Below are 21,942 nucleotides of genomic sequence, written 5' to 3'. Positions count from 1 at the left end.
AGATTCATGCGTGTACAAGTCAAATGGTTTGTATAAGTTTTTGCGGACTCCCCAATCCGCTGCAGGAGTGAGCCAACATTGGTGTTGAATGAAACGACGCCCTCGCTAGCAGGCTCACTCCTGCAGGATGTTTATTTCCAGCCCAATAGCCAGTGATCTTTGTTCTTCAGCGTCTGCCAATCGAGGCGTTCGGCGCGTTTGGTCAGCACTGCCTGCAACTCGATCTCCAGCACCGTGCCTTCCTCGTCGCAGAACAACTCGGTCACCAGAAAATGTTTTTCGCGGTTTTGCGGGCGGGCTGCTGTCCACTTCGACAGCAGCAATTTACGCGGATTGATACGGTTCACTGCAGATGCTCGTGCAAACGCCGCGCGGCTTCCTGACCACTGAGCCAGGCACCTTCGACGCGTCCGGACAGGCACCAGTCGCCGCAGGCGTACAGGCCCAGATCGGCATCGGCCAGTGTGCCCCATTCGTGGCCGCTCGCCGGGCGTGCGTAGAGCCAGCGGTGGGCGAGGCTGAAGGTCGGGGCGGGCATGGCGCTGTGCAGCAGTTCGGCGAACGCACCGTGCAGATGCTCGATCACCGCTTCCTTGGACAGGTCGATGTGTTGCCGGCTCCAGGCACTGCTGGCGTGCAGCACCCATGTGTCGCACGTCGTGTCGCGCCCAGGTTTGCTGCGGTTGCGCGCCAGCCAGTCGAGCGGGCTGTCCTGCACGAAGCAACCTTCGATCGGCGTATCCAGTGGCGTGTCGAAGGCGAGGGCGACGGCCCAGGTCGGGTCCATTTTCACTCCGGCGGCGGCGCCGGCGAGCTTCGGTGCGGCAGCCAGCAACGCGGTGGCTTGTGGCGCCGGGGTGGCGATCACGACATGGCTGAAGGGGCCATGGGTGAAGCCTTCGGCGTCCTGCAGGTGCCAGTGTTCTTCGCCGCGAAAGACTTCGGTGATGCGGCAGGCGAAGTGCACTTCCAGACCATCGAGCAAACCGCGGGTAATGGCGCTCATACGCGGCGTGCCGACCCAGCGGGTCTGCTCGTCCGGCGACAGATTCAACTGGCCGCCCTGATAGGTGTAGAGCTGCGGTTGCCATTCGGCGACCCAGCCCAGGCTTTGCCAGCGTTGCACCTCGGTGACGAAGCGCCGATCGCGGGCAGTGAAATATTGCGCGCCCATGTCCAGTGAACCGGCGTCGCTGCGTTTGCTCGACATGCGCCCGCCACTGCCTCGGCTTTTGTCGAAGAGTTGGACGGTATGTCCGGTCTCTGTCAGCGCCTGGGCGGCGGAGAGTCCGGCGATGCCGGTGCCGATGATTGCGATAGGTACAGTCATAGGGGCCTCGTTTACCTTTCTGTACAGACTACGCCGTGAATGAAACCTGTACAATTTTGTTTTTTGGTATAACTTCTAGCGTTCTCGATCTGACAGCTTGGCCTATGGTTAAACAATAGAGCCTGCCCGATAGAAAAGATCCCTGCTTATAAAAATAGACTAGTGATCCGGGTAAAACGCCACGCGAGGAAGATGTCATGCGCATATTGCTGACCGGCGGTACTGGTTTGATAGGACGTCAGCTCTGCCGACACTGGTCAGGGCAGGGGCATGAACTGACAGTGTGGAGTCGGCGTCCGGAAAAAGTCGCGCAAATCTGTGGTGCACAGGTGCGTGGCATCGCGCGTCTGGAGGACCTCGGTGACGAGCCGCTGGACGCGATCATCAATCTGGCCGGTGCGCCGATTGCCGATCGGCCATGGACCCATCGGCGCAAGGCGCTGTTGTGGAGCAGCCGCATCACCCTGACCGAAACCCTGCTGGCTTGGCTGGAAACGCGTGAGCAGAAGCCGGCGTTGCTGATTTCCGGCTCGGCCATCGGCTGGTATGGCGATGGCGGTGAGCGCGAGCTGACCGAAGATTCGCCGCCGGTTATCGACGATTTCGCCAGCCAGTTGTGCATTGCCTGGGAAGAAACGGCCCAGCGAGCCGAAGCCCAGGGCGTCCGCGTGGTGCTGGTGCGCACCGGGCTGGTGCTGTCGGCGGAGGGGGGCTTTTTGTCGCGGCTGTTGCTGCCGTTCAAACTCGGGCTGGGCGGGCCTCTGGGCAATGGTCGGCAGTGGATGCCGTGGATTCATATCGAGGACCAAATCGCCCTGATTGATTTTCTTCTGCACCGCAATCAGGCGAGCGGTCCTTATAATGCCTGCGCACCCAACCCGGTGCGCAATCGCGAGTTTGCCAAGACGCTGGGCAGCGTGCTGCACCGTCCGGCGTTCATGCCAATGCCGGCCCTGGCGCTGAAAGTCGGGCTTGGCGAAATGTCATTGTTGTTGCTGGGCGGCCAACGGGCCATGCCGGCACGCTTGCTGGAAGCGGGTTTCACTTTCCAGTTCACGGATTTGCGCGCGGCCCTGGATGATCTCTCCGGCCGCCTTTGAAATAGGACGATGCATGACCGATCACGCCTTGCTTCTGGTCAACCTGGGTTCGCCGGCCTCCACCTCGGTGGCCGATGTACGCCGCTACCTCAATCAATTTCTGATGGACCCGTACGTGATCGACCTGCCATGGCCGGTGCGGCGTCTGTTGGTGTCGCTGATTCTGATCAAGCGGCCCGAACAATCGGCCCATGCCTACGCCTCGATCTGGTGGGAGGAGGGCTCGCCGCTGGTGGTGCTCAGCCGTCGTTTGCAACAGCAGGTCACTGCGCAATGGAGCCACGGCCCGGTGGAACTGGCGATGCGTTATGGCGAGCCATCCATCGAGACGAAGTTGCTGCAATTGGTCGCTGCCGGGCACAAGCGCATTACCCTTGCGCCGCTTTATCCACAGTTCGCCGACAGCACCACCACCACGGTGATCGAAGAAGCCAGGCGGGTGATTCGCGAGCACAAACTCAGTGTTCAGCTTTCGGTGCTGCAACCGTTTTACGATCAGCCGGAATACCTCGACGCTTTGGTCGCCAGTGCGAAACCGCATCTGCAGCAGGACTACGATCACTTGTTGCTGAGCTTCCACGGCTTGCCCGAGCGACACCTGACCAAGCTCGACCCGACCGGCAATCACTGCTTCAAGAACGAAGACTGCTGCAAGAACGCTTCGCCGGCCGTGCTGGCGACCTGTTACCGCGCCCAATGCCTGCGCACGGCGGCCTTGTTCGCCGAACGCATGGGCTTGCCGGAGGGCAAATGGTCGGTGTCGTTTCAGTCGCGTCTGGGGCGGGCCAAGTGGATCGAACCCTACACCGAAGCGCGGCTCGATGAGCTGGCGAAAAGCGGCGTGAAGAAGATTCTGGTGATGTGCCCGGCGTTTGTCGCCGACTGCATCGAGACGCTGGAAGAGATTGGCGATCGCGGCAAGGAGCAATTCCGCGAAGCGGGGGGCGAGGAGTTGGTGCTGGTGCCGTGCCTGAATGACGACCCGCAATGGGCGAAGGCGTTGGCAACCCTCTGCGAACGAGCGCCGCTGGCCCTGTAGCAGTTGTGGCGAGGGAGCTTGCTCCCGCTGGGCTGCGCAGCAGCCCCAAACCCTGCGGACGCGGTTCAAAGCAATACCGCATCTGCCGAGTTTATGACTGCTTCGCAGTCAAGCGGGAGCAAGCTCCCTCGCCACAGGTAATAAGCCAGATTTTAGATCAGCGGCTCATCCGCCTTCTTGTGCTTCCAGCTGTCATTGCCCGGCAGAATCAGGTTCAGCGCAATCGCCACCACCGCGCACAGCGCGATGCCTTTGAGGCCGAAATCGTCCGGACCGGTGCCGGTGCCGACCAGCACACCGCCGATACCGAATACCAGGGTCACCGAGACGATCACCAGATTGCGCGCTTCGCCCAGATCGATCTTGTGACGGATCAGGGTGTTCATGCCCACCGCCGCGATCGAACCGAACAACAGGCAAAGAATCCCGCCCATCACCGGCACCGGAATGCTTTGCAGCAGCGCGCCGAACTTGCCGATGAACGCCAGGGTAATAGCAAAGATCGCCGCCCAGGTCATGATTTTCGGGTTGTAGTTCTTGGTCAGCATCACCGCGCCAGTGACTTCGGCGTAGGTGGTGTTCGGCGGGCCGCCAAACAGGCCGGCGGCGGTGGTAGCGATACCGTCACCGAGCAGGGTGCGATGCAGACCGGGCTTCTTCAGATAGTCACGGCCGGTCACGCTGCCGACGGCAATCACGCCGCCGATGTGCTCGATCGCTGGCGCCAGGGCTACTGGAACGATGAACAGGATCGCCTGCCAGTTGAACTCCGGTGCGGTGAAGTGCGGCAGGGCGAACCATGGCGCCGCCGCAATCTTCGCGGTATCGACCACGCCGAAATAGAACGACATGGCAAAACCGACCAGCACACCGGAAATGATCGGCACCAGACGGAAGATGCCTTTGCCGAACACCGCCACGATCAACGTGGTCAGCAGTGCCGGCATCGAGATCATCATCGCGGTCTGGTAGTGGATCAGTTCTGCACCATCGCCAGCCTTGCCCATCGCCATGTTTGCGGCAATCGGTGCCATGGCCAGGCCGATGGAGATAATCACCGGACCAATCACCACTGGCGGCAGCAGACGGTCAATGAAACCGGTGCCTTTGATCTTCACGGCCAGGCCGAGGAAGGTGTAGACGAAACCGGCCGCCATCACGCCGCCCATGGTCGCGGCGAGGCCGAACTGACCCTTGGCGAGAATGATCGGGGTGATGAAAGCGAAGCTCGACGCGAGAAACACCGGCACCTGACGCCCGGTGACGATCTGGAACAGGATCGTCCCCAGACCTGCGGTAAACAGTGCCACGTTCGGGTCAAGGCCGGTGATCAGCGGCATCAGCACCAGGGCGCCGAAAGCCACGAACAGCATCTGGGCGCCGGACAGCACCGTGCGCCAGAGCGGATCGTTGAACTCTTGCTGCATGCTCACGCGTCCTTCTGCTTGGTGCCGAAGATCTTGTCACCGGCATCGCCAAGCCCTGGGATGATGTAACCGTGTTCGTTCAGACGTTCATCGATAGAGGCGGTATAGATGGTCACGTCCGGGTGAGCCTTCTCGACGGCAGCAATGCCTTCCGGCGCGGCAACCAGCACCATCGCGCGGATGTCCTTGCAACCGGCCTTTTTCAGCAGGTCGATGGTCGCAACCATGGAGCTGCCGGTGGCGAGCATCGGGTCGATGATCATCGCCAGGCGTTCGTTGATTTCCGGAACCAGTTTTTCCAGGTAGGTGTGCGCTTGCAGGGTTTCTTCGTTGCGGGCGACACCCACAGCGGAAACCTTGGCACCCGGGATCAGGCTCAGCACGCCTTCCAGCATGCCGATACCTGCGCGCAGGATTGGCACGACGGTGATCTTCTTGCCGGCGATTTTCTCGACCGACACGGTGCCGCACCAACCTGGAATATCGTAGGTTTCCAGGGGCAGGTCTTTTGTAGCTTCATAGGTCAACAGGGCGCCGACTTCCTGAGCAAGCTCACGGAAATTCTTGGTGCTGATGTCAGCGCGGCGCATCAGGCCGAGTTTATGGCGGATCAGCGGATGGCGGATCTCGAGGATGGGCATGGAAAAACTCCGGCGGCGGGCAAAAAAACCGGCCTAGATTAATCTATCCGAGGGTGATGTCCTATAGGACATACAGTACGTTAGTCCACAAATGCTTGATTCGGCCGTGCTGGATGCGTACCTTTGGCCGCTTTTCCGAATTCCGCCACCCCTTGGAGAGCGCCAATGTCCGCTGATCTCGAGCATATCCGTCAAATCATGCGAGAGGCTGACTGCCTGTACACCGAATCTGAAGTCGAGGCCGCCATCGCCCGCGTCGGTGCACAAATCAACGAACAACTGGCCGACAGCAACCCGGTGGTGTTCTGCGTGATGAACGGCGGTCTGATCTTCTCCGGCAAACTGCTGACTCACCTGCAGTTCCCGCTGGAAGCGTCCTACCTGCACGCCACCCGTTATCGCAACGAAACCAGCGGCGGCGACCTGTTCTGGAAAGCCAAGCCGGAAGTTTCGTTCATCGACCGCGACGTGCTGATCATCGACGACATCCTCGACGAAGGTCACACCCTGGGCGCGATCATCGATTTCTGCAAACACGCCGGCGCGCGCAAAGTGCACACCGCCGTGCTGATCGACAAGGACCACGACCGCAAGGCACGTCCAGACCTGAAAGCAGACTTCGTCGGCCTGCCATGCGTTGACCGCTACATCTTCGGTTACGGCATGGACTACAAAGGCTACTGGCGCAACGCCAACGGGATTTTTGCCGTCAAAGGGATGTAATCCATGAACACGCCGGGCTTTCTTGATCAAACGCTGTTCGCTGAATTGGCCGAGAAAGCTGCGGCCAACCCTCGTGGGCGTCAGCACCACAACTTCCACCAGATGGAAGAGGCGTGCCATCGCATGGCCGTGGGCTTGCAACCGAGCACTTATATTCCGCCGCACCGGCATCTGGGTGAGAACAAGGCGGAAACACTGCTGGTGCTCAAGGGCCGGCTGGGTCTGCTGATCTTCGATGAAACCGGTGCCGTGGTGAAAAAGCAGGTTCTGCACGCCGGTGGCGAGTGTGTCGGTGTCGATCTGCCGACGGGCGTCTTCCATGGTCTGGTGGTTCTGGAAGCCGACAGTTTGATGTTCGAGTGCAAGGCTGGCCCCTATCGTCCGGTCGGTGAAGGCGAACTTGCTCACTGGGCCCCGCGGGAAGGCGAGGCCGGTGTGGCTGAATACCAGGCGTGGATGCGCGCGCAGTTCGATTGATGCGAGGCTGGAACAAAAAAGGTGCAGGCCGCTGATAACGCGACCTGCACCTTTTTTGCTTTGCAGGACTGCGCAAAACCCGGCTAGAGTGCTCGGCCCCGCCTCCGGAGCCTGTCATGCGCCTTCTGATCCGCAGCCTTGCCGCCCTGTTGTTGGCCCTCAGCTTGCCTCTGGCCGCCGCTCCGGCGCCGATGCACAGTCAATTTCTGCCGCCGGACGACCTGACCCTGCGCGATGCCGAACCCGAGCAGCAGCAACTGTTGCAGGTCACTGACTATTCGGTGGTGGTCGGCGCGCAACGCCAGTCCAATCAACAACCGATTCCGGTGACCTCTTCGCTGATGATCCGCCTCAAGGGCAAATCCCTGAACAAGGGCGCGTCCATCACCCAGGTATTGGTCAACTTCGATGGCGAAAGCAAAAGCCTGAAAAAACCGGTTTACGATGACAAGAGCAAAACCCTGACGCTGTATTACCCGCTGGCGCAATACCGGGTGGTGATCGACCTGCTGCGCAATGACACCGTGTATGTGCAGTTCCTCAGTTACGCCAACGGCCATATCTGGGCCGATTTGCACACCGGTGCCGTTCGATCGCGTTGAGCCCGGCGCCCGGGCAGGGGTAAACTGCCCGCCCCGTGTAATGTCTGCGAGCTGGAGTCGGCAATGCGTAAAGATAAGAAACAGGTGATTGGTGACGAGATCGGCGATGAGCAGATCAAGCTGTTCCTCGATTTCGAGCCGGTCGACGCCACTTCGCCTTCGCTGCACAAACTGGTCAAGGCCTACCGTGGCCTGCGCATCGACGATTTCGAGCGCTTCCTGACGTTCTTCGTGGCTGCCGGTTACGACGTGGATGGCAAGGATGAGCAGGGCCAGACGTTTGTTGACCTGATCAAGGATCAGCGCAACGCTCCGGACTACATCGAGTTGATCGAAAAAGCCCGCGGCTGATTGTTCGCTAACATCAATTTCTGTGGCGAGGGAGCTTGCTCCCGCTTGAGTGCGCAGCGCTCATAAGGTTTTGGGGCCGCTGCGCAGCCCAGCGGGAGCAAGCTCCCTCGCCACAAGGGTCGATGTTTTAAATGTTGGCCATAAAAAACGCCCCGCACTCACTGAGTACGGGGCGTTTTTTATGCCGCGAGATCAAGCGAAGCTTGGGGTCTCGCTGCTCTCTTCAACCAGTTCCAGCGCGATGTTGTTCTGCGTGTTGATCTTGCGATACAGCGCAGCATCGGTTTCCAGGACTTTTTCGCGGGCCGGGAAAATCTCTGCCAGTTTGGCAGCCCACTCACCCTTGGCCTTGGCCGGGAAGCATTTCTCGATCAGTTCCAGCATGATCGAAACGGTCACCGATGCACCTGGGGAAGCGCCGAGCAGGGCGGCGAGGGAGCCGTCTTTCGCCGCGACCAGTTCGGTACCGAACTGCAGGATGCCGCCTTTTTTCGGGTCTTTCTTGATGATCTGTACCCGCTGACCAGCCACTTCCAGACGCCAGTCTTCGGCTTTCGCCTCCGGGTAGAAACGGCGCAGGGAATCCAGGCGCTGCTCCATCGATTGCATCACTTCGCTGACCAGGTACTTGGTCAGGTCCATGTTGTTTTTCGCCACCGCCAGCATCGGCCCGATGTTGCCGGCGCGCACCGACAGCGGCAGGTCCATGAAGGAACCGTGCTTGAGGAACTTGGTGGTGAAACCGGCGTATGGCCCGAACAGCAGGGATTTCTTGCCGTCGACTACACGGGTGTCCAGGTGCGGCACGGACATTGGTGGCGAACCCACTGCTGCCTGGCTGTAGACCTTGGCCTGGTGGTGCTTGACCACGTCCGGGTTGTCGCAACGCAGCCACTGGCCACTGATCGGGAAGCCGCCGAAGCCTTTGCTTTCTTCGATGCCCGAAGCCTGCAGCAGCGGCAGGGCCGCGCCACCGGCACCGAGGAAGACGAATTTGGCGTCGACTTCACGGCTGCTGCCGCTGTTGACGTCCTTGATGCTGACGGTCCAGCCGCTGCCGTTACGCTTCAGGCCGGTCACACGCTTGCAGTATTTGACCTGGGTGTCGGGAGCGCTGGTCAGGTGCTTGAGCAACTGATTGGTCAGGGCGCCGAAGTTGACGTCGGTGCCGTTCATCACGCGGGTGGCGGCCAGCACTTCGTCCGGCGAACGGCCCGGCATCATCAGTGGCATCCACTCGGCCATCTTGGCCTTGTCTTCGGTGTATTCCATGTCGGCGAAGGCGTGGTGCTTGTGCAGCACGTTGAAGCGTTCCTTGAGGAACGACACGCCTTTGTCACCCTGGACGAAGCTCAGGTGCGGCACCGGGCTGATGAAGGATTTGCACGAGCCGAAGGTGCCTTTCTTGGTCAGGTACGACCAGAACTGCTTGGACACTTCGAACTGGGTGTTGATGTGCACGGCTTTCTTGATGTCGACGCTGCCGTCGGCCGCCTGCGGGGTGTAGTTCAGCTCGCACAGGCCGGCGTGGCCGGTACCGGCGTTGTTCCACGGGTTGGAACTCTCCGCCGCACCGGAATCCATCAACTCGACGACTTCCAGCTTGATCGCCGGGTCGAGCTCTTTGAGCAGTACTGCCAGGGTGGCACTCATGATGCCTGCCCCAACCAGAACTACGTCGACTGCTTCGTTATGCGCCATTTAACGCGTCTCCAAAATCTGCAGCACCAAATTGTCGGCATGGCTGCCAGGCGTTCCGGGACAGGTCAGTGATGCCCCAGGTAACGGTGGTCAGGTTCGCCATGTCCGAATCTTCGCAATTTTTCGCAACTTCGACGGATGCATGCGGCCTGGCTTCAAGAGCTCAATGAACTCATTTCAGCACGCGGCTGGCAATTCGACTTATGGTCGAGACATCCGTTTTGTGCAACCAAATCCGTAGCGGACAGGCTTCAGGCTCCGATGTTCGAGGTATCCCCGGTCCTGTGTCGTTGGGCTGTTTCAGACGCTAATGGTGCATGTTCAGACGCAAAACTATTCATTTGCTCGCCACACTCTTGTGAAGTTGTGAAAACCCGTTTTTTTCACGCTCTTTTGAAGACGTGAACCTCAAAAAAGGGCTGTCCCAGCCTGGCACCATGCCGCAAGGGCAAAACAACGCGGTGGCCGAGCGTATGACAGCTCTGCAGATTCGCGAAAAGCGGGGTTTTGCCGGAAGAACAGGCAAGCGCGCCAACTTCACTCGATCTGTGTGGGCGGCTCTCTGTGGGCGATTTTGAGTGCCAATGCCTGGGCATTGACGGTGTTGCGAGGCCCGATCAGGAGACGTCCTTATAATCGGGGGGAGATTGTATCGAAGAAATGCGGGCAGTTGGTCGAGTTTAATGACTTTTATTAGGCATCCGGTCAGATGCTCAACATCGCTTGCACCCGTGCGCGAGGCTGCGACGCTATGACGCGGGCACTGGCAGGCAGTGGCTGGTGCAACCAGTTGAGACGGATTTCTTCGATTTCCACCCAGCCATCGCCCATCGGTTGCAGGCTGCACTGCTTGAATGCCTGGCAATGACCGTTACGGTCGAGCAAGGCGAAGCAGCGGTGCAATGGGCGTGGGGCGAACAACGAGATCAGATAGCGCATGGCCGGGTACCTTGTCTGGAGGACTGGTTTGAAGCTTGCCGAGCGGCCGTGACGCCGAGGTGTATGGGCGGTGAATAATCTGTGACAGGAACCGCATTCCTCAGGGTTTGTCAGACATTTCAGTATTCACTGTCGAGTGCTGGTTACCCGCAGTGGCCCACCGCTATACTGCCGGCCTGTTTGTGCCTGATTCTGGAGAAAAGAGCATGTTGCAACGCCTGTTGTTCGGTTTGATCACTGTGACCAGTTTGACCCTGGTTGGCTGCGCCCACAGCCCGCAACAACTGAGCCCGGAACCGAAGCTGACCACGCAGCTGGCGCCGGTCGGCCATGGCCAGCAAGTGGTGGTGCGCGTGGTTGACGGTCGTCCGTCGCCAACCCTCGGCACCCGTGGCGGCCTGTACCCGGAAACCAGCGCCATCACCGTGCAGCGCGAGCAGATCCTGCCAAAGCTGCAGGCCCAGGCTGAAGCCGCCGTGCGTCTGCTCGGCTTCACCCCGACCAGCAACGCGATGAACGCGCCGCAACTGACCGTGACCCTGACCGAGCTGAAGTATCAGTCGCCGAAAGAAGGCATGTACGTGACCGAGGCCACCATCGGCGCGACCTTCCGCTCCGACGTGCAGAGCGGCAACCGTCGCTACAGCGGTCGCTACGGCGCTTCGCTGGACCAGCGTTTCGGCATGGCGCCGAACCAGGAAACCAATACCAAACTGGTCAGCGATGTGTTGAGCGATGCCTTGACCCGTCTGTTCAAGGACCCGACCGTGGGTCAGATCCTCGCCGAGTAAGCTGTACGGCTGATGTGAAAAAGCCCGGTGCCAGTGATGGCCCCGGGCTTTTTTGTGTCCACTGATTCCCCGCCAATCCGCTGTAGGAGCTGCCGCAGGCTGCGATCTTTTGATCCTGCTTTTGAAAATCAAAGTCAAAAGATCGCAGCCTGCGGCAGCTCCTACAGGAGGGGCGGTATTGCTCAAGCGGCCTGGGAGTAGAAGTCGAGGACACTCACGCCGGTCAGCAGGTCGGTCTCGGGCAAATCCGCATGCTGATGCCCGCCGAGCGCGCAATACACCAGCCAGTGGCGATCCTGGACATTGAAGGCGAGGCTGCCGACGAGGCTTTGTTGTTCGTCGGTCGGGGTGATGAGGTACAGGCGATCCTGGTTTTCAGCGTGGAGCATGTCGCGTTCCATGTGTGTTTCGAGGCGCGCATGGTGGCCGATGTAAATGACGATGCCGTGACACAGGGCAGCCATCGGTCGATTGTCAGGTTATTTGTCGTAAAGGGTAGGGTGGTGGCGGAGGGTTTCGGTAGAATCCGCGCCGCAGTCGTCGATCGGGCGCCTGCCACACCGATTCAGTTCCGAGGTCTGTGATGTCGCTGCACTTGATGACGCTATTTACCGCCCATCCCGCCAAATTGATCAACCTGCTGGCACTGGCGTTGGCCTTCCCGGGCAGTTGGCTGCTGCACGCGACCCGCCGTCGTGAACAACGCGCGATGGCCAGCATTGCTGCTCAGCGTCAGGCGCAACCTAACGCCGAGCCAATCCTCGATTGGGCGACGCTGCGCATGAACCGGTTTTTCTATCGTTTCGGGTTTGCCTGCCTGGGTCTGGCACTGATCATCTCCTGGATCAGCACCCGATTCTAAGGACAGCACAAACCCTTGTGGCGAGGGAGCTTGCTCCCGCTGGGCTGCGAAGCGGCCCCGATTCAGGTAAACGCGGTTTTTCAGGTATTCCGCGTGATGTGGTTTTGCGACTGCTGCGCAGCCGAGCGGGAGCAAGCTCCCTCGCCACAAGGGTTGATTGAATCAGATAAAAAAACGGCGCCCCGAGGGCGCCGTTTTTGCGTCGAGTGGAAAGCGCTTACAACGGCAACCCAGCCTTGACCCGGTACTGATTGCGCACCGGCGTCGCATATTGCAGCACCAGGTACGGACGGTGTTCTTCAGGGCAGGCATCCAGCCGGCTCTGCCATTCTTCCTGCGCCTTGGCCAGTTCCTCGGCCGGGAACACCTCGGCGGCTTTCGGCACATTCAGTTGCGGATCAGCCTCCGCCCACTGCGCGTACGCCAGGTAATGCACCGGGAACAGGCGATATCCGCCGAGAATCTGCTTGTCCATTTCGATCGCCAACTGCTTGGTGTCTTCGAACAATTCAGTGATCGGCGCGGCGAAGTTCACATGCACCCGGCCCTTGTAGCCGGTGATGCCCTTGGCAATGCTCACGTCATCCTCGCCCGGCGCCTTGGCGTAAGTGCCGGTGGTGGCGCGGATGTACAGCTCGCGGGCCTTGGCCTGGTCGCACGGGTCGTATTCGTAGCTGATCGACACCGGGGTCAGGTTCAGCGACTGGATGACTTCGCCGAACGGCTCATCCTTGCGGCTCATGTGGAACATCTTGAGGATCGCCGACTCGGTACGGTCGTCGCCGTCCTTGGCCCGGCCCTCGGCCTGGGCGATCCAGATCGAAGCGCAGTCATTGCGGATCGAGTGGTTGATGTACGCCGACAGCAGCTGGTACGCGGCCATTTTCTCGCGGCGGCCGGTGATTGAGCGGTGCACGATAAAGCTCTTGTTCAGACGCATCAGGTCGCTGACGAAAGGCTTCTGCAGCAGGTTGTCGCCGATCGCGATGCGCGGGGTCGGCAGGCCGGCGTGGTACACGGCGTAGTTGACGAAGGCCGGGTCCATCACGATGTCGCGGTGGTTGGCGATGAAAAGATAGGCGCTGCCGGACTTGAATTGCTCGACACCGGTGTAGGTCACGCCGTCGGTGGCGCGCTCGATGGTGTGGTCGACGTAGAACTCGACTTTGTCCTGCAACGTTGCCACCGAATTGACGTCGGCAAACTCACGACGCAGCCGATGGGCTATAAGTGGTTTGAGCATCCAGCCGAAGGCACCGGCGAAACGCGGGAAGCGGAAGTGGGTGAGGATATCTAGAAACGCCTTGTCGCCGAGCAGTCTTGCCAGTACCGCAGGTACTTCGCTGTCGTCGTAAGGTCGGATGGCATCGAATTCGCCCATCATGCTCTCTTGTTGGAAACGGCTAGGGTAAGTAAAGGTTTTGATCGAAAACCAACGGGGCACGGTCTGAAAAAGTAGCCAGACAAAAATAGCCCTGCAAATAGACCGGCGATTATACGCACAAGTCACCTGGGAGACCGCGATGCTGGAAAGCGCCTATTACGATTGTCCTTATTGTGGGGAAACGGTCGAGACAACAGTGGACTTGTCTGGCGGCGATCAGACTTACATCGAGGACTGTCAGGTGTGTTGTCGACCGATCACGTTTGTCTTGCAGGTGCATGGCGAGGATTGGTTTCTGGAAGCTTTCAGCGAAAACGAGTGAGGGGGCGCCCATGCAGCGAATCTACGAGCCGGAAAACCTGATGGAAGGCGAGATGCTCAAGGGCATGCTCGCCAGCGAAGGCATCGAGGCGCATCTGGTGGGCCGGGATCTGCTCGGCGGCACGGGTGAGTTGCCGATTTTTGGGCTGCTCGGCCTGTCGGTCGATAACGATCAGGCCGAGTACGCCCGCGAACTGATCACCGCGTACAATGCCGCGCTGCCGCTGCCCGGCGATGAACCGGAGAGTTTCCCCGGGACGCTGGTCTGTTAGGCTGACGTTCGTTTTACTTCTGAGTCGTGTTGCCCCATGTGTGGACGTTATGCCCTGTTTCGCTGGAACCGCGACTTCGCGGCCCTGCCTGGTTTTCCCGCCGATCAACAGGCGCAGTGGAACATTTCCCCCAATGATTCGGTGTTGATGCTGCGCGCCGAGGCCGACGGCCAGCGCTCGCTGGCCCGCGCCCGTTGGGGGCTGACGCCGCCGTGGCTGACCGATCTGTCGAAAACACCGGCGCATGCTCGGGCCGAAACCGTGGCCGAGCAACCGATGTTCCGCGAGGCGCTGCGCCTGCGCCGCTGCCTGTTGCCGGCCAACGGTTTCTACGAATGGCGTGGCACCGTGCGCAAACGCCCGTACTGGTTGACGCCGGGGGAGGGTTCTTCGCTGTTTTTCGCGGCGATCTGGGAAGCGTATCCGGTGCAGGAGCAGGTGTGGCTGAGTACCGCCGTCATCACCCAGCCGGCGGCCAGTCAGCGCCGGCCGCTGATTCTCGATGAAGCGGGGCAGGCCGCCTGGCTCGATCCCGAGACGCCGCTGCATGTGCTGCAGGGCTTGCTCGCCAGTGAGCCGGCGGCGTTGCGCGAGCGGGTGTTGGCGAATCTGGTGAATGATCCGAAGCTCAATGGGCCGGAGTGCCTGACCCCGGGTTGATGTGAAAAGCGAAAAGATCGCAGCCTGCGGCAGCTCCTACAGGGAAACGCATATCCCCGTGTAAGAGCTGCCGCAGGCTGCGATCTTTTGATCTTGCTCTTAAACCTTGAACTGATTGATCAGCCGCCGCTGCTGCTCCGCCAGTTTGGTCAGGCCGGCACTCGCCGAACTCGACTCATCTGCGCCACCCGCCACTTCATTGGCCACCTGACCGATATTGATCACGTTGCGGTTGATATCGTCAGCCACCGCGCTCTGCTCTTCCGCCGCACTGGCGATCTGCGTGTTCATGTCGTTGATCACCGACACCGCCTGGGTAATCGTCTCCAGCGCTTCAGCGGCTTTCGCGGCGTGCTGCACGCTTTCGTCAGTGCGGTTCTGGCTGTCTTCCATGACCCGCACCACATCGCGGGTGCCTTGTTGCAATTGCTGGATCATGCTCTGGATTTCTTCGGTGGCCTTCTGGGTTTTCTGCGCCAGATTGCGCACCTCGTCCGCTACCACCGCAAAGCCGCGACCCTGTTCGCCGGCCCGCGCCGCTTCGATCGCCGCGTTCAGTGCCAACAGGTTGGTCTGCTCGGCGATCCCGCGAATCGCGGTGAGGATCGCGTTGATGTTTTCGCTGTCCTTGGCCAGGTTCTGTACCACTTCCACGGCCTTGCCGATTTCCACCGCCAGCACGCCGATCGAATTCGACGTGTCCCGCACAATCTGCATGCCCTGGCCGGCGGCCTGATCCGCGTGACTGGCGGCTTGCGCAGCCTGGGTGGCGTTGCGCGCCACGTCTTGCGCGGTCGCGGTCATCTCCTGCACTGCGGTGGCGACCTGATCGATCTCGGCCATTTGTTTCTGAATGCCGATGTTGGTGCGAATGGCGATGTCGGCGGTGTGTTCGGAAGAGTCGCTGACGCTCTGCACTGACGTCACCACCTGCGTGATCATCGCCTGCAACTTGGCGAGGAAGGTGTTGAAGCCCTTGGCAATCGAACCCAGTTCATCGCTGCGATCACTGCTCAGACGACGGGTCAGATCGCCTTCACCTTTGGCGATGTCATCGAGCATGGCGACCATTTGTTTGAGCGGTCGGGCGATACCGTGACCCACCAGCCAGATCACCAGCAGACCGATGGCGGCGATGATCAGGCCGACCATGGCCATGCCGAAGGTGTCGGATTTGCGCTGGGCGTCGAGGTCGCCTTGGAGTTTCTGCAGATCGGCCATCACCGCGTTCAGCGGCAGTTGCAGCATCAGCGTCCAGCGCGCGTCGGTCTGGCCGATGCCGAACGGCAGGTACAGTTCGATGCGGCCCTTGTCCTTGTTGACGGAATAAGTGACTTCGCCGCGCTTGAGGTTGGCCAGGTTGGCGATTTGCTCAGCGTCGAGAATGTCGCTGACCTTCTCACCGAATTTGCTTGGATCCTTGGTGTAAGCAACGATCCGGCCATTGCCGCCGATCAGGGCCATTTGCCCGGCGCCGCTGTAGAGTTTCTGGTTGGCGCCCAGGAGCATTTCCTGGATGAAGTTCACCGACAGGTCGGCGCCGACGATGCCCTGGAACGCGCCATTGAGCATGATCGGCTCAATGAATGAAGCAAGCATCACGACCTTGTCGCCGACCTTGTAGGGCGCCGGGTCGATCACGCAGGATTTCTTGCTCTCTTTCGAGCACAGGTAGTACTCGCTGGCGCGCACGCCGGTGGACAGGACTTTCTGGTCGTCGACGTCCACCAGTTTATCCAGGCCGAGGGTGCCGTCGTCATTGCGGAACCACCACGGCAGGAAGCGCCCGTTGGCCGAGTCGATGCCGACCACGCTGGTGCCGACGTAGGCGGCGTCGTTGTGATCAAGGGCGTTTTTTTCCCAGCCGATGTAAGTGCCGAGAATCTTCGGGTTCTTTTCGACGTTCTCTTTGATCAGGCTGATCAGTTGTTCGCGGCTGACGGTCAGGCGCGGCTGGCCATCGGCGCCCGGCGTGCCGAGCAGGGCGTTGACCCGTACCAGGCCGCCGGCAATCAGCAGCGGCGCTTCGAGTTCGCGCTGGATCTGGCTGACCTGAGTCTGCGCCAGCGAGGTCAGGCGTTGTTCGATGACTTGCTCGAACTGCGCCTGGGTGCGCTGTTGCACCATCTCCTGGGTGCGGGCGCCGGAAAACAGCGCGTACAGCACCAGCGCGGCGACCACGCTGAGGACGATGGCGCCGGCCAGGGCGGCGACGGAAAACTGGATCGACTTGAACTTCATGGGAGCTCCGCACGCAAGAGGACGTCTGCGCTGTTGTATCGGCAGCGGGCATTGCGCCATGAGTGCCGAGCGGAACAAAGAGCGGGGCATGTCGCAAATGGATCGGTGCGCGACGCAGTGGGCGGGTCTGTCGGGTGCTGTGAATTTTTTACGACAGCAGAAGTGGGAAACATCCGAAAGACACTGCAACACGTCTGTTGTATCTGGCGCCGATACAATTACCCGCCTAGGATACGCGGCATGTTTTCAGGGAGCTTTTGAATGAACAAGACATTGGTTGTAAGTGCACTGAGCGCAGCGCTGTTGCTGGCCGGTTGTCAGTCGGTCAACACCACCAGCGGCGGAGCCGTAGGGGTGGAGCGCAAGCAGTACATGTTCAGCATGCTGTCCTCGCAAGAGGTCGACCAGATGTATGCCCAGTCCTATCAGAAGACCGTTGGCGAGGCGTCGAGCAAAGGCGTACTGGACAAGACCAGCCCGGAGGCCAAGCGGGTTCAGGCCATTGCCAACCGCCTGATCGCCCAGGCGCCGAATTTCCGCCCCGATGCCGCCCAGTGGCAGTGGGAGGTCAACCTGATCAAGAGCGATGAGCTCAACGCCAACTGCGGCCCTGGCGGCAAGATCATTTTCTACACCGGGCTGATCGACAGCCTGAAACTCACCGACGATGAGATCGCCGCGGTGATGGGCCATGAAATCGCCCATGCCCTGCGCGAGCACGGTCGTGAAGCGATGTCCAAAGCCTACGGGATTGAGATGGCCAAGCAGGGTGCCGGTGCATTGTTAGGTCTGGGTCAGGACAGCCTGGCGCTGGCCGACACCGTGGCCAACTACGGCATGACCTTGCCCAACAGCCGTGCCAACGAAAACGAAGCCGACCTGATCGGCCTCGAACTGGCCGCCCGCGCTGGGTACAACCCGAATGCGGCGATCACCTTGTGGAACAAGATGAGCAAGGCCTCGGAAGGCGCACCTCCGGAATTCATGAGCACTCACCCGGCCTCGTCCAGCCGGATCGCCTCGTTGCAGGCAGCGATTCCGAAAGTGATGCCGCTGTACGAAAAAGCCCCGAAGTCCTGAGTTCATCGCGGTTTCTGTGACTGATCTGATAAATGGACTGAAGGGATCCATTGTGGCGAGGGGATTTATCCCCGATGGGCTGCGAAGCAGCCCCAAACCCTAAACATGCGGTATGTCTGACACTCTGAGGCATCAGGTTTTGGGGGCGCTTCGCGCCCCATCGGGGATAAATCCCCTCACCACAGGTCTGTGTCAGATCAGAAAAAGGGGTTAAACCCAGCCACTGCTCTGCATCGCCTTGTACACCGCAACGATCGCCAGAATCAGGAATGCCGAAGCCGCCAGGCGACGGATCAGTGTCAGCGGCAGTTTCTCCGCGGCAAAGTTACCCGCCAGGACCACCGGCACGTTGGCAATCAACATGCCCGCCGTGGTGCCAATAATCACCAGCCACAGCTCAGGGTATTGCGCCGCCAGCATCACGGTGGCGATCTGGGTCTTGTCACCGATTTCCGCGAGGAAGAACGCAATCAGCGTGGTCAGGAACGGGCCGAACTTGCGTGCGGTGCTGGCTTCATCATCGTCCATCTTGTCCGGGACCAACGTCCACAGCGCAGTGGCGGTGAAGCTTGCGGCAAGAATCCAGTGCAGAACAGAGTCTGAGAAGAAACTGCCGAACCAGGCGCCGACCGCACCGGCTGCCGCGTGGTTGGCCAGAGTCGCGGCGACGATGCCGGCAATGATCGGCCAGGGTTTGCGAAAGCGAGCGGCGAGAATCAGCGCGAGCAGTTGCGTCTTGTCGCCGATTTCGGCCAAGGCAACGATTGCGGTGGGAACGAGTAACGAGTCCAGCATCAGGATTTCCTAAGGGGCGGGTCGACACGGCTATGACACGTACAGCCTTCCCGCCCCGGGTAAGGTGTGCGTGTCATAGGTCTTGTCAAACCCTGCGATCCGTCTGGTGCGGACGCTTGGGTCGCATACGCCATGATCTGAGGATCAAGTATGTTGACGTATGCCGGACGAGCTTGGCGCTCGTGGGAGACTACTCCCCTAGGACGGAGCGGATTCTGCCTAGGCAGAATCCATTCGGCAAGTGCTAATTTTCAGCCGCGCTTGGCCCGGTAAATCCGGAAACCATTGCCTTCGGCCTTGATCGCACACACGCCCAAGTGCTCTTCGATCAGCGGCTGATACTTCAGGAAACTGTTCGCCACCAGCCGCAGTTCGCCGCCGTTTTTCAGATGTTTGGCCGCTTTTCGCAGCAAGTTCTCGGTGGCGAAATAATCGGTGTGGACCCCGACATGGAACGGCGGGTTGCTCAGAATCGCGTTCAAACCCATCGGCGCGGCGTCGATACCATCACCGGTGATCACCTCGGCTTCCAGTCCGTTGGCCGCCAATGTCAGGCGACTGCTGGCGGCAGCAAAGGCATCGACGTCGAGCAAGGTCACTTGATTGTGCGGATACCGCCGTTTGACCGCCGCCCCCAGCACGCCCGCGCCACAGCCGAAATCGAGCAGATGGCCGCTCGGCAATTTGTCCAGATGCTCCAGCAGCAGGGCGCTGCCGCGATCCAGGCGACCATGGCTGAACACACCCGGCAGGCTGATAACTTTCAACGGGCCTTCGGCCAATGGCAGCTCATAAGTCTGCGCCAGGCTTTCCAGGGATTTGGTTTGCGGCGCGTTGGCCACGGTGACCTGCCACAGTTGGCAGTGGCGCGCGCTGTCGAGTTTGCGCGGCTTGCCGAACGGGTTGAGCTGTTTCGATGCGCCCTCGATGCCGCTGCGTTTTTCGCCGACCAGAAACACCTCACGCCCGGCCAGTCGTGCAGCCACGGCGTTGAGGATGTAGTCGGTCAGATCCTTGGACTTGGGCAAGAACACCACGGCGCTGTCGAACGCGCGCTCCGGCACGTTCACGCCAAAATGGCTGCGACCCTCGAAGCGTGCATCGAGTGCGGCCTGATCGCCGGCGTGCCAGCACCAGCCGAACGCATTGGGCAGGCGCCCGAGCAGATCGTCGGCAGGCAAACCGGCCAACAGCAGCGAACCCTGGAATAACTCGGCCTGACGAAGCAGTACTTCACTGCGCGGATCCATAACTGCTCCTTGAAAAAAAAGTGCCGCAGTTTATCAACTGACGACCCGCAGCGCTGTACCGCTGAAGAACGCCTGGGCGTTTTCGATCAATTGGCCGACGATGCGTTGCCGTGCCTCGCGACTGCCCCAGGCGTTGTGCGGGGTGACGATCAGCCGTGGAATGTCGGCGGCCAGCAATGGATTGCCGTTGACCGGCGGCTCGACACTGAGCACATCGGTGGCCGCGCCGCCGAGGTGACCGTTGCGCAACGCATCGGCCAAGGCCTGTTCATCGATCAAGCCACCACGGGCGGTGTTGACCACAAACGCGCCGGGCTTCATCGACGCCAGCTCGCGGGCACCGATGAAGTGGCGGGTGTGTTCATTGAGTGGGCAGTGCAGGGTCAGGGCGTCGATCTGCGGCAGCAATTCGTTCAGCGGCAGACGGTCCGGGCGGGCAGGGCGGCCGGGAATCTGCCCGAGCAGTACGCGCATGCCAAACGCTTCGGCCAGTCGCGCGACCGCGCCGCCGAGTTCGCCGTGACCGAGCAGGCCAAGGGTTTTGCCTTCCAGTTCGACGATCGGGTAATCCAGCAGGCAGAACTGTTTGGCTTGCTGCCAGCGACCTTCGCCGACGGCTTTCTGGTAGTCGGCCAGGCGCGTGGCAAGGTTGAGCAGCAACATGATCGTGTGTTGCGCCACCGATGGCGTGCCGTAACCCTGACAGTTGCACACGGTGATGCCGTGGGCGCGGGCCGCTTCCAGATCGACGTTGTTGGTGCCGGTGGCGGTGATCAGGATCAGCTTCAGGTCCGGGTTGGCGGCCATCGCGGCGGCGTCGATGCGGATCTTGTTGGTGATCGCCACGCTGGCACCCTGCAGGCGCTCGCTGACCTGTTCGGGCAAGGTCTGGGCGAACAGTTGCAGATCGCTGAAGCAGGCGCGCAACGGGCTGAGGTCGAGATCGCCGAGATCCAGAGACGGGTGATCGAGGAATACGGCGCGGTGCGGATTGCTCATCAACTGTACCTTTTGTGCGGTGAACGGAAGGCGTAATCTGCCGAGCCTACCAGATGAAACAATTGGTTACGCACAGCGCCCGCAATACCCTGTGGCGAGGGAGCTAGCTCCCGCTGGGCTGCGAAGCAGACCCAAACCCATTCACCGTACTGTGTCAGGCACACCGGTGTTTCAGGTTTTACGACTGCTGCGCAGCCGAGCGGGAGCAAGCTCCCTCGCCACAGGGTTTGAGCCAGTTGATGAATTGTTTTTACTCATTAAAGAGGAGCCCCCCATGTACTGGACCGAGTTCTTGACCGTTGCACTGATCCATCTGTTGGCCGTGGCCAGCCCCGGCCCAGACTTTGCCGTAGTGGTGCGCGAGAGCGTGACCCATGGTCGACGCGCCGGCACCTGGACCGCGCTGGGCGTGGGCTCGGCGATTTTCCTGCACGTGGGTTATTCGCTGCTGGGCATCGGCCTGATCGTGTCGCAATCGATCGTGCTGTTCAACGCCTTGAAATGGGCCGCCGCCGCTTACCTGCTGTACATCGGCTTCAAGGCCTTGCGCGCGCAACCGGCGCCAACCGTCACCGATGACCTGCACGAAGAAGCCGGTGTGCGTACTGCGCGCGGCGCTTTCACTTCGGGTTTCGTCACCAACGGCCTGAACCCGAAAGCCACGCTGTTCTTCCTATCGTTGTTCACCGTGGTGATCAACCCGCACACCCCGCTGGCGGTGCAGGCCGGATACGGGGTTTATCTCGCCGTTGCGACGGCGATCTGGTTTTGCCTGGTGGCGATGCTGTTCAGCCAACAACGCGTGCGCGCCGGCTTCGCCCGCATGGGGCACTGGTTCGACCGCACCATGGGCGCGGTGCTGATCGCCATCGGCGTGAAACTCGCGTTCACCGAGATGCATTGACCAACACTCACTTGTAGGAGCTGCCGCAGGCTGCGATCTTTTGATCTTGTCTT

General features: G+C 60.5%; 25 protein-coding genes, 1 pseudogene and 1 riboswitch. Of the genes and pseudogenes, 13 read left to right on the top strand and 13 right to left on the bottom strand.

The annotated features are described in order from the left end of the window. Positions 1-131: 131 nt before the first annotated feature. Both HBN98_RS09300 and HBN98_RS09295 read right to left on the bottom strand, forming a co-directional pair. Positions 132-347, bottom strand: coding sequence for a TIGR02450 family Trp-rich protein (locus HBN98_RS09300; RefSeq protein ID WP_064589154.1), 216 nt, complete (start codon positions 345-347; stop codon positions 132-134). Beyond that, positions 344-1,330, bottom strand: a complete 987-nt coding sequence (locus HBN98_RS09295) for an NAD(P)/FAD-dependent oxidoreductase (RefSeq protein WP_083367937.1) — start codon at positions 1,328-1,330, stop codon at positions 344-346. The genes HBN98_RS09300 and HBN98_RS09295 overlap by 4 nt, the downstream gene beginning before the upstream one ends. A 197-nt stretch (positions 1,331-1,527) precedes the next feature. Here HBN98_RS09295 and HBN98_RS09290 point away from each other — a divergent pair, with 197 nt between their 5' ends. Together HBN98_RS09290 and hemH are read left to right on the top strand one after the other, a co-directional pair. Beyond that, positions 1,528-2,430: a TIGR01777 family oxidoreductase gene (locus tag HBN98_RS09290; protein ID WP_083367938.1), complete on the top strand. Its 903-nt coding sequence runs from the start codon at positions 1,528-1,530 to the stop codon at positions 2,428-2,430. A 13-nt stretch (positions 2,431-2,443) separates the two neighbouring features. Next, positions 2,444-3,469, top strand: a complete 1,026-nt coding sequence (gene hemH, locus HBN98_RS09285) for a ferrochelatase (RefSeq protein ID WP_083367939.1) — start codon at positions 2,444-2,446, stop codon at positions 3,467-3,469. Between the two features lie 152 nt (positions 3,470-3,621). Here the strand turns inward: hemH and HBN98_RS09280 are convergent, their stop codons facing one another. Together HBN98_RS09280 and upp are read right to left on the bottom strand one after the other, a co-directional pair. Further along, positions 3,622-4,896, bottom strand: coding sequence for a uracil-xanthine permease family protein (locus HBN98_RS09280; RefSeq protein WP_064589150.1), 1,275 nt, complete (start codon positions 4,894-4,896; stop codon positions 3,622-3,624). A gap of 2 nt (positions 4,897-4,898) precedes the next feature. Next, positions 4,899-5,537 (bottom strand): uracil phosphoribosyltransferase, encoded by a 639-nt coding sequence (gene upp, locus HBN98_RS09275; RefSeq protein ID WP_064589149.1) that lies wholly within the window; start codon positions 5,535-5,537, stop codon positions 4,899-4,901. Between the two features lie 165 nt (positions 5,538-5,702). On the opposite strand from upp, the gene HBN98_RS09270 reads away from it, so the two are divergent. From HBN98_RS09270 to HBN98_RS09255, 4 genes are all read left to right on the top strand, one after another. Continuing rightward, entirely contained in the window at positions 5,703-6,260 is a 558-nt protein-coding gene (locus tag HBN98_RS09270; protein WP_003228116.1) for a hypoxanthine-guanine phosphoribosyltransferase, read from the top strand. Positions 6,261-6,263: 3 nt separating this feature from the next. After that, positions 6,264-6,737, top strand: coding sequence for a WbuC family cupin fold metalloprotein (locus HBN98_RS09265; protein ID WP_083367940.1), 474 nt, complete (start codon positions 6,264-6,266; stop codon positions 6,735-6,737). Between the two features lie 116 nt (positions 6,738-6,853). After that, entirely contained in the window at positions 6,854-7,339 is a 486-nt protein-coding gene (locus HBN98_RS09260; RefSeq protein ID WP_083367941.1) for a hypothetical protein, read from the top strand. A gap of 63 nt (positions 7,340-7,402) precedes the next feature. Next, a complete protein-coding gene (locus HBN98_RS09255) occupies positions 7,403-7,690 on the top strand; it encodes a PA4642 family protein (RefSeq protein ID WP_083367942.1) in 288 nt (95 codons plus the stop codon). 192 nt (positions 7,691-7,882) lie between these two features. On the opposite strand, the gene mqo is transcribed toward HBN98_RS09255, so the two are convergent. Together mqo and HBN98_RS09245 are read right to left on the bottom strand one after the other, a co-directional pair. Beyond that, the gene (gene mqo, locus HBN98_RS09250) at positions 7,883-9,391 is read right to left on the bottom strand and encodes a malate dehydrogenase (quinone) (RefSeq protein ID WP_064589145.1); all 1,509 of its coding nucleotides are present in this window, start codon (positions 9,389-9,391) and stop codon (positions 7,883-7,885) included. 705 nt (positions 9,392-10,096) lie between these two features. Next, a complete protein-coding gene (locus tag HBN98_RS09245) occupies positions 10,097-10,330 on the bottom strand; it encodes a hypothetical protein (protein ID WP_064589144.1) in 234 nt (77 codons plus the stop codon). A 206-nt stretch (positions 10,331-10,536) separates the two neighbouring features. On the opposite strand from HBN98_RS09245, the gene HBN98_RS09240 reads away from it, so the two are divergent. Continuing rightward, positions 10,537-11,121, top strand: coding sequence for a YajG family lipoprotein (locus tag HBN98_RS09240; RefSeq protein WP_025109324.1), 585 nt, complete (start codon positions 10,537-10,539; stop codon positions 11,119-11,121). Positions 11,122-11,303: 182 nt separating this feature from the next. Here HBN98_RS09240 and HBN98_RS09235 read toward each other — a convergent pair whose 3' ends face one another. Beyond that, entirely contained in the window at positions 11,304-11,510 is a 207-nt protein-coding gene (locus HBN98_RS09235) for a hypothetical protein (protein WP_027612213.1), read from the bottom strand. Between the two features lie 194 nt (positions 11,511-11,704). On the opposite strand from HBN98_RS09235, the gene HBN98_RS09230 reads away from it, so the two are divergent. Then, the gene (locus HBN98_RS09230; protein ID WP_064589143.1) at positions 11,705-11,983 is read left to right on the top strand and encodes a hypothetical protein; all 279 of its coding nucleotides are present in this window, start codon (positions 11,705-11,707) and stop codon (positions 11,981-11,983) included. Positions 11,984-12,200: 217 nt separating this feature from the next. Here HBN98_RS09230 and HBN98_RS09225 read toward each other — a convergent pair whose 3' ends face one another. Continuing rightward, the gene (locus HBN98_RS09225) at positions 12,201-13,364 is read right to left on the bottom strand and encodes a 1-acyl-sn-glycerol-3-phosphate acyltransferase (protein ID WP_169844042.1); all 1,164 of its coding nucleotides are present in this window, start codon (positions 13,362-13,364) and stop codon (positions 12,201-12,203) included. A 142-nt stretch (positions 13,365-13,506) separates the two neighbouring features. On the opposite strand from HBN98_RS09225, the gene HBN98_RS09220 reads away from it, so the two are divergent. Genes HBN98_RS09220 through HBN98_RS09210 form a run of 3 tightly spaced genes read left to right on the top strand, consistent with a single transcriptional unit; the run spans position 13,507 to position 14,620 of the window. Beyond that, positions 13,507-13,689, top strand: coding sequence for a CPXCG motif-containing cysteine-rich protein (locus HBN98_RS09220; protein ID WP_083367944.1), 183 nt, complete (start codon positions 13,507-13,509; stop codon positions 13,687-13,689). A 10-nt stretch (positions 13,690-13,699) separates the two neighbouring features. Then, a complete protein-coding gene (locus HBN98_RS09215) occupies positions 13,700-13,960 on the top strand; it encodes a putative signal transducing protein (RefSeq protein WP_025109321.1) in 261 nt (86 codons plus the stop codon). Positions 13,961-13,996: 36 nt separating this feature from the next. Further along, positions 13,997-14,620 carry an SOS response-associated peptidase gene (locus HBN98_RS09210; RefSeq protein ID WP_083367945.1) on the top strand — a complete coding sequence of 208 codons (624 nt, stop codon included), beginning with the start codon at positions 13,997-13,999 and terminating at the stop codon, positions 14,618-14,620. 99 nt (positions 14,621-14,719) lie between these two features. On the opposite strand, the gene HBN98_RS28235 is transcribed toward HBN98_RS09210, so the two are convergent. Together HBN98_RS28235 and HBN98_RS28230 are read right to left on the bottom strand one after the other, a co-directional pair. Then, positions 14,720-15,463, bottom strand: a complete 744-nt coding sequence (locus HBN98_RS28235) for a methyl-accepting chemotaxis protein (protein WP_373292972.1) — start codon at positions 15,461-15,463, stop codon at positions 14,720-14,722. A gap of 111 nt (positions 15,464-15,574) precedes the next feature. After that, a pseudogene (locus HBN98_RS28230) lies at positions 15,575-15,772 on the bottom strand (HAMP domain-containing protein); the annotation flags it as partial. Positions 15,773-17,122: 1,350 nt separating this feature from the next. Here HBN98_RS28230 and HBN98_RS09200 point away from each other — a divergent pair. Continuing rightward, entirely contained in the window at positions 17,123-17,941 is an 819-nt protein-coding gene (locus HBN98_RS09200) for a M48 family metallopeptidase (protein WP_027612207.1), read from the top strand. Between the two features lie 210 nt (positions 17,942-18,151). On the opposite strand, the gene HBN98_RS09195 is transcribed toward HBN98_RS09200, so the two are convergent. The 3 genes from HBN98_RS09195 to HBN98_RS09185 form a co-directional block, all read right to left on the bottom strand. Continuing rightward, entirely contained in the window at positions 18,152-18,736 is a 585-nt protein-coding gene (locus tag HBN98_RS09195) for a TMEM165/GDT1 family protein (protein WP_064589138.1), read from the bottom strand. An 87-nt stretch (positions 18,737-18,823) separates the two neighbouring features. Beyond that, positions 18,824-18,948: riboswitch (yybP-ykoY riboswitch) on the bottom strand. 39 nt (positions 18,949-18,987) lie between these two features. Continuing rightward, positions 18,988-19,986 carry a class I SAM-dependent methyltransferase gene (locus tag HBN98_RS09190; protein ID WP_083367947.1) on the bottom strand — a complete coding sequence of 333 codons (999 nt, stop codon included), beginning with the start codon at positions 19,984-19,986 and terminating at the stop codon, positions 18,988-18,990. A gap of 33 nt (positions 19,987-20,019) precedes the next feature. Continuing rightward, positions 20,020-20,985, bottom strand: a complete 966-nt coding sequence (locus HBN98_RS09185; protein WP_083367948.1) for a 2-hydroxyacid dehydrogenase — start codon at positions 20,983-20,985, stop codon at positions 20,020-20,022. Positions 20,986-21,259: 274 nt separating this feature from the next. On the opposite strand from HBN98_RS09185, the gene HBN98_RS09180 reads away from it, so the two are divergent. After that, positions 21,260-21,889 (top strand): LysE family translocator, encoded by a 630-nt coding sequence (locus tag HBN98_RS09180; protein WP_064589135.1) that lies wholly within the window; start codon positions 21,260-21,262, stop codon positions 21,887-21,889. Positions 21,890-21,942 lie beyond the last annotated feature (53 nt).

Origin of the sequence: Pseudomonas koreensis, assembly GCF_012986595.1 — a bacterium.
In the GTDB taxonomy this organism is placed as follows: Bacteria; Pseudomonadota; Gammaproteobacteria; order Pseudomonadales; family Pseudomonadaceae; genus Aquipseudomonas; species Aquipseudomonas koreensis.
This window is presented reverse-complemented; position numbering and strand designations above follow the sequence as displayed.